The following is a 14,238-nucleotide window of genomic DNA, read 5'->3' as shown; positions in this document are numbered from 1 at the left end:
CTAAAAGAGATTTATTCGCACTTTTTATGAAAAATAATGCAATTTAGGCATTGGTATGTCAATTTTTAACCAATCAGCCAAATAAACGCATGATATCGTTACCAATTGCAAGCACCATGAAACATAAAAGCAAGGTCATGCCAACTCGCAAACCTGCCATTTGCACCTTTTCACTCATCGGTTTGCCACGTAATAATTCATAAGTATAGAACACCAAATGACCGCCATCTAGCACAGGAATCGGCAAAAGATTCATCACCGCCAATGATAAGCTGATGATCGCTGCCGTTGATAACACCTGCTGCCAACCAATTTCAAAGCTCGTCTTTGACACCTCAGCGATGGTGATTGGTCCTGAGATGTTCTCAATGCCGATCAGCCCTGTAACCATCTTGCCTAAGGCATCAACCGTCATCTTAGCAAGATCATAGGTCTTCGTGAATGACTTAGCAATCGCCTCTGATGGTGTGTGGTGTATCGTCGTGCGATAGTCGCTTGGAATGCTACTTTTGCCATCATAAGCGACCTTGACACCGATTTGCCCGATGATCTTATTGCCAGATTTGACGCCTTTTGGCATAACTTTGACATTCATGGGCGTGCCATCTCTGATGATGGCAAAATTCAGCATTTTCTCGGGATTATCACGGATGATGTTCGTGGCATCTAGCCAATTAGTAATGGGCTTATCATCAATGGCGACGACTTTATCACCCACCTGCAGCCCCATGAGCGCTGCGGCACTCTGTGGCACTATCTCTGATAAGACAGGTTCAATCACGGGCTGATAAGGCAGCGCACCTAAGCTTGTGATGGCGTCCTGCCCCTTTTGATCGCCTTGCATGAATGTGGTAATTGGGACGATTTTTTGGGTGTATTTACCACCCTGTTCGGTATGGATGTCAAGCTGACCCGTCTCACCCATGCGATGAGCCAAGGCATAGTTCACCTCTTCCCATGTGGTGATGTCTTTACCGTCAATGGCGGTTATTTTTTCGCCGACCACAAGCGCACTAGACGCTGGCGAATCAGGCAGAATCTTGCCAATGCGCGTATTTAGCTGCTCGCTCGGCTGCAAAAAAAGCACAAAAAACAGTCCAATCGCGATGATAAAATTCATCAAGGGGCCCGCTGCGACAATGGCGATTTTCTTTAACGGATGCTGATTATTAAAGGCTAAGTGCCGCTCATGCACATCCACATTGCCTTCGCGCTCATCCAACATCTTAACATAGCCACCCAATGGAATGGCAGAAATGCGATAATCAATGCCTGATTTTTTGCTTGTCCAGCCGAATAATTTGGGACCAAAGCCAATGGAATACGTCAAAACTTTCACACCGCACAATCGCGCCACGATGTAATGACCCCACTCATGTAGTGCGATGAGCGGACCCAATACGCATACCGCCGCCAAGAACATCCATATGACTGTCATGCTGTCACGCCTTTATCTATATAACGTGCAGCCGTCTGACGCACTTTATGATCCATATTTAAAATTTCATCCAAATTCTCAAACCTATCATCAAAATGACTCGATAATGTTAAGTCCTCTAAACACTGATGTACAACGGCTGCAATGTCGGTTAGGCGAATTTTCTCATCCAAAAATGCCGCAACCGCAACTTCATTGGCGGCATTTAATGTGATGCAAGCGCCCACACCACGCTTGGCAGCGAAACGCGCTAGTGCCAAGCTGACAAATTTCTCTTCATCAGGCTTGATGAACGTCAGCGCAGACAGATCATACAGATCAAGACTCTTAACGTTGGCATTCATGCGATTAGGATAAGCAAGCGCGTGCGCGATCGGCGTCTTCATGTCGGGATTGCTAAGCTGCGCCAAAAATGAACCGTCAACATACTCTACCAGTGAATGCACCACGCTATCAGGGTGTATGACGATGCTGATGCGATCCTCAGGCAGGTTAAATAAGTGACAAGCCTCAATCAACTCAAGCCCCTTATTCATCATGGTGGCGCTATCAATGGATATCTTTTGTCCCATTGACCAATTCGGGTGCTTAACGGCATCTTGAACACTCGCCTGACGCATCTGATCCATGGATTTACGCAAAAATCCACCACCTGATGCGGTAAGCCATAGTTTTTTTATGCCATGGCAATCCTCATGAATGGCACGATTATCCATCTGAATCACTGCGGGCAAGCATTGATAAATGGCGTTATGCTCACTATCAATCGGTAAAATCACCGCCCCTGACTCTCTAGCCGCCGTCATCACCAAGTGACCTGCCATGACCAAAGATTCTTTATTCGCCAATAAGATGCGCTTACCTGAACGCGCCGCCGCAAGCGTTGAAGACAACCCTGCCGCACCCACGATCGCTGCAACCACAGTATCCACCGCTTCTTCTGATGCAATACGAATCAAGCCTTCATCACCTGACAGCACGGTCGTAGTTAGATCATACTGGTTCAATTTTTGGTGAAATTCATCCACATATTCAGCCGCGACACACACGAATTCTGGCTGAAGCTCTTGACAAAGCGACAACAATTTATCAATCTGACTAAATCCTGATAAGGCATAGACACGATATCTGTCACGATGCAAGCGTGCAAGCTCAAGCGTGCTGTCACCGATGGAGCCGGTTGCACCCAGCACAGCAAGATTTTCTCGTGTTGTATTCATTGGCTGATTCATATTAGCTAATTTTCTTTATTATAATTGTAAATAATATCGGCAAGCAGTAAATTATAAAATCTGCGATAAGCTCGCCATGTGCATTTTTATCCAAACTTCAGTGAATACACCCATCTCAAGCAGTGACCAAAAACTCAGCGCAAACACAGGCGTAGCGGACAATAACGAATCAATACGATCCAAGACACCACCATGACCTGGCAGGATATTGCCTGAGTCTTTAATGCCAGCACGTCGTTTTAACATCGATTCAAACAGATCGCCAAGCACGCTCGCTGCTACCGTCACCGCAGATAATGCCAAGAACCACGCCAAAGCACCACCAGATAACTGCAAATACTGACCCACAATGGCTGCGACAACACCTGATGTCACAAGCCCTCCGATCAGACCCTCAACACTCTTATTCGGAGAGACATTAGGTGCAAGCTTGCGTTTACCAAATTTACGTCCCACAAAGTACGCACCACTGTCAGCACACCACACCAATAAGAACACATACATGAGCCACCAAGGCGACATCTGCCAAAGCCCATACATGGCCGTGATCGCTGCAGTCAGTATCACGCCGCCCATATAGACCAAGCGACGTCCATACCATTTTTCTTTATTCGGGTACTGCTTCACCCACAGTAACGCCATCGTCCAGATAATGAGCGACGCACCCCACCAGAATGCCCAAGTCTGCGGCACAAAAATCGACACCATCGTCACGATCAATGCGATCAGCACGAACAGCATTGGCTGCTTCCACTTTGGCATGAGTTTCGTCCATTCGTGCGCAGCGATGAGCACACCGACCGACAACAAAGGAATGACAAAAATAGGCTTTGAGCTTGCGAATAATGCAAAACCCACAATCAACACCAAAACAATGGCAGTTTTAATACGTTGCCACACGGTCAGCTCCTTGTATGTTGTCCATCATTGGCGATTTGTTCGCTTGTTTTGCCAAATCGACGTTCACGATTGGCGAATGCCTGCATCATCTCATCAAGCTCATCACAGCCAAATTCCGGCCAAAGCGTCGGGGTAAAAAACAACTCAGCGTAGGCGATCTGCCACAAAAGAAAGTTAGAAATGCGATAATCGCCACCTGTGCGAATCAACATATCCACTGGTGGATAGTCTGATAATTGGATGTGATTACCAAGAGCGTCAGCATCAATTTGATCAATATTAATCTTGCCATCAATAGCATCTTTCGCCAAGATTTTTGCAGCATTAGCAATATCCCATTGACCGCCATAGCTGATGGCGATCACCAATGTCATCGCATCAAATTGCGCGGTCTCACGCTCAGCATCTGCCATCAGTGTAGCCAGCTTATCACTTAAATGCTCACGCTCACCGATGAATTTTAGACGAATGCGATATTTATGCATTCTAGGCATCTGCTCATGAATGGTCTGCGCCAACAGATCCATCAGCAGATCCACCTCCGCCTTAGGTCTTGCCCAATTCTCCGACGAAAAGGCAAATACCGTCAATACCTGCACACCACGCTGCAGACAATGCTCCACGATCGGATCAAGTGCGTCTTTGCCCTTGACATGACCCTGCCCAGTGGCTAAGTTTTGGGACTTGCCATAGCGGTTATTGCCATCCATGATGATGGCGATGTGCTTTGGGGTGATGCTAAGCGGCGGTAAATGGGTATCAGACATAATCACACTTTTTTATGATAAATAATAAAAACAAAGACTTACACAATATTATATCAAATCAGCCAAGCCGATCATCATAACTTGCATAAGTCTTGCGGCTTAATTTTATTGGTATAAAATTAAGCCAAAATTATCAAACTTCCATCAACTCGCTTTCTTTTTTGGCCAAGCGCGTATCAATGGTTTTAACGAAATCATCGGTTAGTTTTTGGATAACGTCAGCAGCGCGGCGCTCATCATCTTCTGAGATTTCTTTGTCTTTGACCAAGTTTTTGATGTCGCCCAGCATATCACGGCGGATGTTACGTACAGACACACGAGCAGACTCGGCATCAGCACGAGCGATTTTTTGCATGTCTTTACGAGTCTCTTCGGTCAGTGCAGGCATTGGCACACGAATCACGTCTGCAGTCATTGGGTTAAGACCCAAATCTGCCTCACGGATCGCCTTATCTACAGCTTGTACCATTGAACGATCGAACGGCTGAACCAATAATGTGCGACTGTCTTCAACGTTGATGCTCGCCACTTGGTTGAGCGGCATGTCAGAACCATAATAGCTTACCATCACACCTGATAGAACGCCTGGGTGAGCGCGTCCTGTGCGCAGTTTTGCAAAGGCATTTTCCAATGATTCTAGTGATTTTTGCATACGGCTTTCACCGTCTTTTTTGATGTCATCTAACATATAAATTTCCTTAAATTAACAATACTCAAAACCTAATTAGTGATAAACGCGCGTGCCTTCAGCTTCACCCATGACGACATTAAGCAGCGCATTTGGCTTATTCATGTCAAAGACTTGAAGAGGAACATTGTGCTCACGACAAAGTGCGATCGCAGTCAGATCCATCACGCCTAATTTACGCTCAAGCACCTCATCGAATGACAGGCTGTCATACTTGACTGCATCTTCGTGCACGCTTGGGTCTTTGTCATATACGCCATCGACTTTGGTTGCTTTTAGAATTAGACCGGCTTCGATCTCAATACCACGTAAGCAAGCCGCCGTATCAGTGGTAAAAAATGGGTTGCCTGTGCCCGCGACGAAAATACACACCTCGCCATTATTAAGGTGACGAATCGCCTCACGGCTAGAATAAGGCTCTCCGATGGTCGAGATAGACAGTGCAGACATCAGGCGTGTCTTGATGTTACGGCGTACCAGTGCATCACGCATGGCAAGACCATTCATAACAGTCGCCAGCATGCCCATCTGATCGCCAGTAACACGACCTACCAAGCCTTCTTTTTGAAGGGTGCTGCCGCGGTATAGGTTACCGCCACCAACAACGATACCCACTTGCACACCAAGCCCACGCAGGTGCGCGATTGATAGGCTCATTTGATCCAGGATAGATGCATCAATCCCCATGTCGCGGCCGCCCGCTAAGGCCTCACCAGACAATTTTAAGAGAATGCGAGAGAATTTTGGATTTTTATCAGACATACCGACCCCGATTGATATTAAACAATAAATTGTCTTAAAGCTACTAGACAAATTGTCATAATTTTAACACATTTTGGGCGGTTTGGATAATTTTCTTTTGATGAAAACTAAATGTGACAGACAGGTGTTTGATTGAGCTTTACAAGAAAAATCGAGTCGTATTTTTAGATAAATTCTTAATTAGCGCGACGCTCTTGGACGATTTTTAGATTCGGGTAGGTTAAGGTGACAGTATAACGCACGCCGTTTTTTGAGGTGTAATTGACAAAGGCGGGTTTGCCATAGTGTGTTTGCAGTTCGATACTGTGAACTTGATAGCCACGCTCCTGAAGTTTTCGGATGGCTTTGGCACGAGTTTGCGTAAATTCGGCACGATCGTACGCTTGTAGAAGACTATCGGCATCATCGTTAGTGGTATTCGCCCACACAGGTGCACCGAACATTGAAAACATCGGTATGCACATCGCTAGGAATATTGCTAGTATTTTTTGCACAGGCTACTCACGAGATGGGTATTTTGAGAATAAATATCACAATAAAATAAAGCGTAAGTTCCAAAAATAGTTGACATAGTATATCACGACAGCCCAGATAAATCAGTCAAGCTTACGCTTTGATATACATTGTTACACAAAAGCAACCAAAGGCTAACAAGCAATAAAAAAGACACCCCATTTGGGATGTCTTTTGAGTTTGAATGATATTACATCCAAAGCAAATACGCCATGATGGTTACGATAGCGACAGCAGCCGAGTTCAAGAAGAATCCGACTTTCATCATGTCGCCCTGCTTGATATGACCTGTACCCATAACAATCGCGTTCGGCGGGGTCGCAACAGGCATCATGAATGCACACGATGCACCAATACCAATCACCATCACAAGAATCTCTGGCGGCAAGCCAAGTGCAGTACCAATAGGTGCGAACAGTGGCACAAGTAGTGCAGCAGATGCGGTGTTTGTGGTAAACTCCGTCAAGAAGATGATGAATGCAGCCACCACTAGAATCACGATGAACGCTGATGCTCCTGCGAGACCACCAGAAATCTGCTCAGCCAATACTGCTGACGCACCTGTGTCTCTCATAATACCTGATAGCGCAATACCACCACCAAACAACATGAGTACGCCCCAGTCAGTGTTATCAGACACTTGCTTCCAGCTTACCAGACCTAGCATCAGTACAGCCACAGCAGCAAACAGCGCAATCACTGTATCTGGTGATTTAAAGCCGAACATCTCGCCCAGCTGCTTACCAAAAATCCACGAAATCGCAGTAATGACAAAGACAACAATGGTCATCACACGTGGCATCGTCCAAGGAATGTCTTCGTACACAAGGCCAACTTTATGGCTAAGGTTTGGACGTAGAATCAAGTACATCACAGCCAGTAAAACTGGCAAAGATACCAGCATAACTGGCACACCAAATTTCATCCAGCCCATGAAGTCAAGACCAAGCTCTTTGGCAGCGATGCCGTTAGGCGGTGAACCAACCAGTGCACCAATACCGCCGATAGACGCTGAGTATGCAATACCCAAAAGTACAAAGATAAAGGTATTGCGATCTTTGCTCACGTCAACATGGCTCAATAGACCAATTGCCAACGGCAGCATCATCGCAGCAGTTGCTGTATTACTGATCCACATTGACAAAAATGCAGTTACCGCAAAAATCATCACAATCGCACGATCAAGATGACCACCCGCCAAGCCCACAAGACCAAAGGCGATCTTGCGGTCAAGCTTCTGAACGTGCATGGCAGCAGCAAGCGCAAAACCACCAAAGAATACAAAAATAATCGGATCAGCAAAGCTGGTTAATGCTTTTTTGGTGTCATATTCTGGAATGCCGATAAAGATGGCAAGCATTGGCACTAAGATTGCCGTTGCGGTGATGTGGATGGCTTCTGTTAGCCACAAAATACCAATAAAGGTAGCAAGCGCCAGACCTTTATTTACCAATGGCTCAAACGGCAAAATACTCGTTGCCAAAAAGTATGCGATGATCGCAGCGATTGCCGTAATGACGATGCCTTTTACCGCATCAGAACGAACCTTGCCAGATGGCGGTGTTTGGTCGTCGTTATGCTGATAGTCGGTTCTAAGCGAAAAATCAGTCTCTTTTTCTTGAGTTGATTGAACCATATTCATTCCTTAAAAAAATAACCATGGGCGAAATTCGTCCACGGCTCTATGCAAATTCACTTAAACAATGCAAAATGCTTACGCGCAAACAGTTCCATACGCACATAATTACGCTATAATAACATAAAGGTTACAATTGGCAAAATAATTTATTGTTACTGTGACAATTTAATTTAGACAGACTAATTAAAGTAAGGTTACTGATGGTTTTGGTGCACTTCTCGTCTTAATTTAGCTTTACCAACACAAGAACTTTGTTTATACTAAAAAACTAATTTGGAGACGACCTTGAGTGCAGCAGACTGGATATTAACAAGCGTGATGTTTGTGCCAATCATCACAACGATTTTGCCATTGATTAAACACGATCATTGGGTGTTTCGTATTTTTGATTTTCCACGCCTGCAGATCGCGATCGTCAGCCCAATCAGCATTCCTTTAAATCTATTATTTGCCAGTCACATTGGCTCTGCGTTTTGGGCGCTTGCCATTGCTAATGTCATCTGCTTAATTTATCAGACAGCGCAAATCATCGCCTACACCCCGCTGACTCGCCCACAAGTGCAGATTTATCAAGGTAATGAAGACGATAGAACTCTATCTGTGCTGATTTGTAATGTTCTAACCTCCAACAAAAAATCCCACCTATTATTAGCACAGATTCACGATCATCAGCCAGACATCGTGCTGACTCTTGAGAGCGACGCCTGGTGGCAAAGCCAAATGGACGTGCTAGAACAAGATGGCTATGAGCACACTGCCAAGATTCCGCTGGATAACTTATATGGCATGCATCTATACAGCAGGCTCACCCTAGAAGATGTCGAAGTGCGCCATTGGGTCACCGAAGACATCCCATCCATCAAGGCGAAAGTAAAGCTTAGATCGGGCGAATATTTACACATCTACTGCCTGCATCCCATGCCGCCAAGCCCAACCGAGTCAGCCACTGCCACGGACAGGGATGCTGAGCTGTTATTGGTGGGGCGTGAGATTGAGTTCATGGATGAGCCTGTTTTGGTGTTTGGGGATCTTAATGATGTGGCATGGTCATCCACATCGCAGCTATTTCAAGAGATTAGCGGACTGCTTGACCCGCGTAAAGGACGTGGATTTTTTAATACATTTCATGCCAAATACCCCCTATTTCGTTGGCCGCTTGATCACATCTTCCATAGTCATGACTTTATGATGCACACGATTAAAGTTCTGCCCAGTGTTGGCTCGGATCATTTCCCTGTCTATGGTAAATTTCAATACCATCCCAAAGCAGTCCTAACCCAAGAAGAACCTAACGCTGACAGCGATGAGATTCAAGAAGCGCTAAATAAGATTGATAAAAGCGAACCGATCAAACAAATCGTTAAAGAGAAGTATTGATCAGTCCGCCATGTAAAGGTTTTCTTGCATTAATATCATTTTAAATAATCATTATATTTGCACCAATCATCGCATGTACAACGGAATATAAAAGCAATAAAGCACTTGTATAAAACAAAAAACGGTGCTAAGTTGTGTTGTAGCGTGCATATCAAAAAAGCAAAACGCCAATTAAATACACTTAAAACTAACAGGTGTCGTAATGAATAAATTATTAAAAAACCCCAAACTATTTCGCCAAGAGGCATTTGTCGCAGGCATCTGGCAGTCTGCCAGCTCTGGCAAGACCTTAGAAATCAAGAACCCATTTACAGGTGAGCGTATCGGTTCTGTGCCTAGTTTAAGCGCCGACGAGACCAAAGAATCTGTTCGACTGTCGGAGCTGGCGCTCGCCGACTGGTCAGCCAAAACCGCAAGCGAACGCGCAACCATTCTGCATCGCTGGGCTGATCTGATCGATGACAACGCTGATGATCTCGCCATCATCATGACCACAGAACAGGGCAAACCCCTAAAAGAAGCACGTGGTGAGATTAATTACGCCAACAGCTTCATACGCTGGTTCGCCGATGAAGCCAAGCGTGTCTATGGCGATGTCATTCCAAGCGCCAACAAAAGCCTGCGCTACGTGGTGCTAAAACAACCCATCGGCGTCTGCGCTGCCATCACGCCTTGGAACTTCCCATCAGCGATGATCACTCGCAAAGTCGCGCCGGCACTGGCAGCAGGCTGTACGATGGTGGTTAGACCTGCCACAGAGACGCCTTTTTCTGCTCTAGCCTTAGCACACCTTGCCAAACAAGCTGGCATTCCTGATGGTGTGCTTTCCATCATCACAGGCAAATCCAGCGAAATCGGCAAAGTCCTAACCCAAGACGAGCGCATCAAGAAACTCTCCTTTACCGGCTCTAGTGAAGTTGGTCGCATTCTGATGGAGCAATGCGCCAGCACCATCAAGAAACTCTCGCTGGAGCTTGGCGGTAACGCCCCGTTCATCGTCTTTGATGATGCCGATATCGATAAGGCAGTAGATGGTGTCATCGCCTCCAAATACCGCAATGCGGGACAAACCTGCGTGTGTGCAAACCGCATCTATGTCCACCGCAACATCAAAGATGAATTCATCAAGAAATTCAAAGCTCAAGTAGAAAGCTTAACCGTTGGTAATGGTCTTGATGCCAGTACAGATGTTGGCTGTCTAATCAACCAAAGCGCCCTAGAAAAAACTCAAAACCTCCTCAAAGACGCCACAGACAAAGGCGCAACCATCATCACGGGTGGCACCTCCCATCCTACGCATGACACTTGTTTCTTGCCCACCGTCATCACAGACATCACCGATGACATGGACATCGCTCACGAGGAGATTTTTGCGCCCATCGCGCCCATCTTTGTCTTTGATGATGAACAAGAAGTCATCAAGCAAGCCAATGACACCATCTATGGCTTGGCAGCATATTTTTATACTAAGAATCATGCACGCGCCTGGCGAGTCTCCGAAGGTCTAGAATATGGCATGGTCGCCCAAAACACAGGTCTGCTATCCACAGAGGTTGCACCTTTCGGTGGTGTGAAGCAGTCAGGTTTTGGTCGCGAAGGCTCAAAATACGGCATGGATGAATACATCAGTACCAAATACTGGTGTGTAGATGTCAGTTAATTGATTAACCCTTGGCAAGTTTTATTCTTGCTAAGGGTTGCATATAATTGCAATCATTTAATCTTTGACAGGTATTTAATCACTCCACTAAATAAGGACGTCCTTAACAAAGCACCAATTATCCATTACAATAAGACATCCAAACACAGAGAATACTCATGGCAAAAAAACCAACCTTTAAAGATGCTTACCAAACCCTAAAAACCAACGCTGAGCAATTAGAAAAAACAGACGATCTGGATATTGACAATCTAGTCAACACTGTCGAAGAATCCATCAAAGCCTATAAAATTTGCCAAGAGCGCATCCTTGCGGTCGAAAAAGCATTGGCAGAAGCGTTCGATGATGAATCAGAAAAATAACCCTTTCCCACAATAAAACACCACGCCCGATTGCCGAGCGTGGTGTTTTGATTTATCTAATATCCGTTATTCTTTAACACCAAATACCTGTCTTAGGTAGGCCAGATAAGTATCGTCTTGAATCATCGTCTTACCCGGGCTGTCAGAGAGCTTAGCAACAGGCTGACCATTACATTCCACCAATTTTAGGACGATGTTTAACTGATTTAAACCCATATCATTGGTTAGATTCGTGCCGATACCAAAGCCTGTCTTAATGCGCTCTTTGAAATACTGATGTAGATCCCAAGCCTTCTGAAGCGTTAAGCCATCACTAAAAGTCAAGCTTTTGGTTTTTGGGTCAATTTTTAGCATCTCATAATGCGCGATTGCCTTGTCACCCCATTCATAAGGGTCGCCCGAATCATGACGCAGACCATCGAACAGCTTGGCAAAATACAAATCAAAATCTTCCAAAAACGCATCCATCCCCACCACATCGGTCAAGGCAATGCCCAAATCCCCACGATATTCACGCACCCACGCCTCCAGCGCGGCTTTTTGGCTGTCGCGCAGACGCACATCCAGCGCCTGAAACGCCTGCATGAACTCATGCGCCATCGTGCCAATCGGAGTAATGCCAAGCTCCTTAGCAAGATACACGTTAGATGTGCCGCGAAAGATCGACGGAGATTCCTTAGACAGCGTACGCACAACATGGTAATGCCAGTCTTTGGAATAGCGGCGACGCGTGCCGAAGTCTGCCACGATGAACGGCGGATTCCGAAGGTCAGATTGTTGAAGCATCTCAAAATGCTTTAAGGTTTGCACCTTTTCATCCAACAGCTTCTGACCTTGCGCTAGCGCATTAGGATCGTTCAAACGCTCATAATACAGCTGATTGACGATACAAAGTACAAAAATCTCAAAAAACATCGCCTGAATCATCGGACCTTCAATGTCGATGTTCAGACGATTTTCATCATCGATTGACACTTTGATAAAGCGGCGTTTAAGTTTAAACAGCTCCAAATAATCCACAAAATCAGACTTGATAAATCTCAACCCACGCAGATAATCAAGCTCATCTTGACTAAATGAAAGCTGACACAATAGGTCAAGCTGAGCCTCCAGATCATCCTTAATCTGACTCAAAGGATAAGCCGTATCTTCGTTATTGCGGCAGCGAAAACGATACACGCCGTGCGTCTGCGGGAATTGATGCAGCATCGCTTGGAGCATGGTGAATTTATAAAGGTCATTATCCAACAATGAAGTAATGATCGGCTCGGTGCTTTTCATGGCTTTCCAAAATAAATCCCAAAATATCGGCTATCATACCTAAAAAGCCGCTCATTTGCATCGTTTTTGGGCAAAATGTTACAAAATTATGAGAATTTTTCTCAAAAAATCTTTTTAACCCAAAATTTCACCAGATTTTTTAAAGTTCATCTTAAAAAATTCCAAGAATGAGAGTACAATACATTTTATTTTCACCAATTAAACTATGAATACCTCAGCCATCTCTTTGGGCTTGCCTAGCTTTAGCACCCAAGAATTACAATCTGATACTCTAACCATCTCTACCCATCCAGATGCCGAATACAATACCACGCACGACGCCATGCTAGAACGCACCCTAGCTCGCATCAATGCCAAAAAAAATGGCAGTCAGACCGCTGATGAATTGTGGATCGTTGAACATCAAGACGTGTATACGCTAGGTCAAGCAGGCAAAGAAGAACACATCCTATATAAGACTGACACACCCATCATCAAGACCGACCGAGGCGGACAAGTCACTTGGCACGGCACAGGTCAGCTTGTGGTATATTGGCTGTGGGATTTGCACGCGCTTGGCATGGGCGTGCGAGATTTGGTCAGTCATGCCGAGCAAGCGATCGAAGACGTGGTAAACGAATACCTACCTGATGAGCTCATCGCACGCGCCCGCCGTGATGCGCCTGGGGTCTACATCTATAACCAGACCAATGACATGCTTGGTAAAATCGCCTCACTGGGCTTTAAAATCAAGCAAGGTCACAGCTATCACGGCATTGCAATTAATCTGACCAATGACTTATCAGCTTTTAATGCCATCAACCCTTGCGGTTATGCTGGCATGAGCATGGTGAAATTGGCAAGCTTTGGCAAATTTGATGCTAATGACACGCCAGAATTTATGCGCGAATTCATCAAAAATATTCAAAAGCGGCATAAAGGAGCAATTGCACTTCGCGCCATTTGATATTACAATAGCAAGGTTTTTCATTCTTATTCATTCATATTATTGGAGTGCACCATGGCAGACTTTAACCAAATTCTAGACGCAGGCGATGTTGATGGCGGCGTTATCAACGTGGTCGTTGAGATTCCAGCAGGCTCTAACCACAAAATCGAATGGAACCGAGAATTGGCTTGCTTTGAGCTTGACCGTGTTGAACCGATTGCATTTGCCAAGCCTTGCAACTACGGCTTCATTCCACAAACCCTAGATGAAGATGGCGATGAGCTAGATGCGCTAATCTTCACCGAACAACCTCTGCCAACGGGAATCTTCCTAAAAGCCAAAGTGCTTGGCGTGATGAAGTTCGTTGATGATGGCGAAGTGGACGATAAAGTCATCGTCGTACCAGCTGATGATCGCAACAATGGCAATGCTTATAACAGCATCGAAGACCTACCTGCGCAATTCATCAAACAGCTAGAATTCCACTTCAATCACTACAAAGACCTTAAAAAAGCTGGCACCACCAAAGTTGAAGGATTCTTCGATGCTGCCGAAGCCAAGAAAGTCATCGTTGAAAGTCAAAAACGCTGGACTGAAAAATAATCTTTGGCAGATTATCAAAAAAACAAGGGCAATGACCCTTGTTTTTTTGTGGGTTTTTTATACAATAAGTGGATGGCCTTTGAAGCAT

General features: G+C 45.3%; 14 protein-coding genes. 5 read left to right on the top strand and 9 right to left on the bottom strand.

Going from position 1 to position 14,238, the window contains the following annotated elements:
- Nucleotides 1–73: 73 nt before the first annotated feature.
- The 8 genes from rseP to DYD54_RS04185 form a co-directional block, all read right to left on the bottom strand.
- A complete protein-coding gene (gene rseP / locus DYD54_RS04220) occupies nt 74–1,438 on the bottom strand; it encodes an RIP metalloprotease RseP (protein WP_063513875.1) in 1,365 nt (454 codons plus the stop codon).
- Nucleotides 1,435–2,658: a 1-deoxy-D-xylulose-5-phosphate reductoisomerase gene (dxr, locus tag DYD54_RS04215; protein ID WP_063513874.1), complete on the bottom strand. Its 1,224-nt coding sequence runs from the start codon at nt 2,656–2,658 to the stop codon at nt 1,435–1,437. The genes rseP and dxr overlap by 4 nt, the downstream gene beginning before the upstream one ends.
- A 63-nt stretch (nt 2,659–2,721) precedes the next feature.
- Nucleotides 2,722–3,570 carry a phosphatidate cytidylyltransferase gene (locus DYD54_RS04210; RefSeq protein WP_063513873.1) on the bottom strand — a complete coding sequence of 283 codons (849 nt, stop codon included), beginning with the start codon at nt 3,568–3,570 and terminating at the stop codon, nt 2,722–2,724.
- A 2-nt stretch (nt 3,571–3,572) separates the two neighbouring features.
- Entirely contained in the window at nt 3,573–4,337 is a 765-nt protein-coding gene (uppS, locus tag DYD54_RS04205) for a polyprenyl diphosphate synthase (protein ID WP_063513872.1), read from the bottom strand.
- Nucleotides 4,338–4,470: 133 nt separating this feature from the next.
- Entirely contained in the window at nt 4,471–5,025 is a 555-nt protein-coding gene (gene frr / locus DYD54_RS04200) for a ribosome recycling factor (protein ID WP_036362080.1), read from the bottom strand.
- 36 nt (nt 5,026–5,061) lie between these two features.
- The gene (gene pyrH / locus DYD54_RS04195) at nt 5,062–5,787 is read right to left on the bottom strand and encodes a UMP kinase (RefSeq protein ID WP_036362078.1); all 726 of its coding nucleotides are present in this window, start codon (nt 5,785–5,787) and stop codon (nt 5,062–5,064) included.
- Between the two features lie 176 nt (nt 5,788–5,963).
- Complete coding sequence (locus DYD54_RS04190; protein ID WP_147285066.1) at nt 5,964–6,281, bottom strand: PepSY domain-containing protein; 318 nt, start codon at nt 6,279–6,281, stop codon at nt 5,964–5,966.
- A gap of 209 nt (nt 6,282–6,490) precedes the next feature.
- A complete protein-coding gene (locus DYD54_RS04185; RefSeq protein ID WP_063513870.1) occupies nt 6,491–7,936 on the bottom strand; it encodes an SLC13 family permease in 1,446 nt (481 codons plus the stop codon).
- Between the two features lie 288 nt (nt 7,937–8,224).
- Between DYD54_RS04185 and DYD54_RS04180 the strand changes: the two genes are divergently transcribed.
- From DYD54_RS04180 to xseB, 3 genes are all read left to right on the top strand, one after another.
- Nucleotides 8,225–9,316 (top strand): endonuclease/exonuclease/phosphatase family protein, encoded by a 1,092-nt coding sequence (locus DYD54_RS04180; RefSeq protein WP_228703597.1) that lies wholly within the window; start codon nt 8,225–8,227, stop codon nt 9,314–9,316.
- Between the two features lie 202 nt (nt 9,317–9,518).
- Nucleotides 9,519–10,976, top strand: a complete 1,458-nt coding sequence (locus tag DYD54_RS04175) for an NAD-dependent succinate-semialdehyde dehydrogenase (RefSeq protein WP_063513868.1) — start codon at nt 9,519–9,521, stop codon at nt 10,974–10,976.
- Nucleotides 10,977–11,134: 158 nt separating this feature from the next.
- The gene (gene xseB / locus DYD54_RS04170) at nt 11,135–11,338 is read left to right on the top strand and encodes an exodeoxyribonuclease VII small subunit (protein ID WP_063513867.1); all 204 of its coding nucleotides are present in this window, start codon (nt 11,135–11,137) and stop codon (nt 11,336–11,338) included.
- Nucleotides 11,339–11,404: 66 nt separating this feature from the next.
- On the opposite strand, the gene pncB is transcribed toward xseB, so the two are convergent.
- Nucleotides 11,405–12,619, bottom strand: coding sequence for a nicotinate phosphoribosyltransferase (gene pncB / locus DYD54_RS04165; RefSeq protein WP_063513866.1), 1,215 nt, complete (start codon nt 12,617–12,619; stop codon nt 11,405–11,407).
- Nucleotides 12,620–12,824: 205 nt separating this feature from the next.
- Here pncB and lipB point away from each other — a divergent pair, with 205 nt between their 5' ends.
- Nucleotides 12,825–13,565 (top strand): lipoyl(octanoyl) transferase LipB, encoded by a 741-nt coding sequence (gene lipB / locus DYD54_RS04160; RefSeq protein WP_063513865.1) that lies wholly within the window; start codon nt 12,825–12,827, stop codon nt 13,563–13,565.
- 54 nt (nt 13,566–13,619) lie between these two features.
- Complete coding sequence (locus DYD54_RS04155) at nt 13,620–14,150, top strand: inorganic diphosphatase (protein ID WP_046696791.1); 531 nt, start codon at nt 13,620–13,622, stop codon at nt 14,148–14,150.
- Nucleotides 14,151–14,238: the final 88 nt, after the last annotated feature.

Source organism: Moraxella ovis (assembly GCF_900453105.1).
In the GTDB taxonomy this organism is placed as follows: domain Bacteria; phylum Pseudomonadota; class Gammaproteobacteria; order Pseudomonadales; family Moraxellaceae; genus Moraxella; species Moraxella ovis.
The sequence above is the reverse complement of the archived record's forward strand: the minus strand, read 5'-3'. Positions and strand labels throughout refer to the sequence as shown.

Excerpts from the sequence above, each read along its gene's own strand:
- rseP (WP_063513875.1), bottom strand. The coding sequence starts at position 1,438 with ATGACAGTCATATGGATGTTCTTGGCGGCGGTATGCGTATTGGGTCCG.
- dxr (WP_063513874.1), bottom strand. The coding sequence starts at position 2,658 with ATGAATACAACACGAGAAAATCTTGCTGTGCTGGGTGCAACCGGCTCC.
- uppS (WP_063513872.1), bottom strand. The coding sequence starts at position 4,337 with ATGTCTGATACCCATTTACCGCCGCTTAGCATCACCCCAAAGCACATC.
- frr (WP_036362080.1), bottom strand. The coding sequence starts at position 5,025 with ATGTTAGATGACATCAAAAAAGACGGTGAAAGCCGTATGCAAAAATCA.
- pyrH (WP_036362078.1), bottom strand. The coding sequence starts at position 5,787 with ATGTCTGATAAAAATCCAAAATTCTCTCGCATTCTCTTAAAATTGTCT.
- DYD54_RS04185 (WP_063513870.1), bottom strand. The coding sequence starts at position 7,936 with ATGGTTCAATCAACTCAAGAAAAAGAGACTGATTTTTCGCTTAGAACC.
- DYD54_RS04175 (WP_063513868.1), top strand. The coding sequence starts at position 9,519 with ATGAATAAATTATTAAAAAACCCCAAACTATTTCGCCAAGAGGCATTT.
- xseB (WP_063513867.1), top strand. The coding sequence starts at position 11,135 with ATGGCAAAAAAACCAACCTTTAAAGATGCTTACCAAACCCTAAAAACC.
- pncB (WP_063513866.1), bottom strand. The coding sequence starts at position 12,619 with ATGAAAAGCACCGAGCCGATCATTACTTCATTGTTGGATAATGACCTT.
- lipB (WP_063513865.1), top strand. The coding sequence starts at position 12,825 with ATGAATACCTCAGCCATCTCTTTGGGCTTGCCTAGCTTTAGCACCCAA.
- DYD54_RS04155 (WP_046696791.1), top strand. The coding sequence starts at position 13,620 with ATGGCAGACTTTAACCAAATTCTAGACGCAGGCGATGTTGATGGCGGC.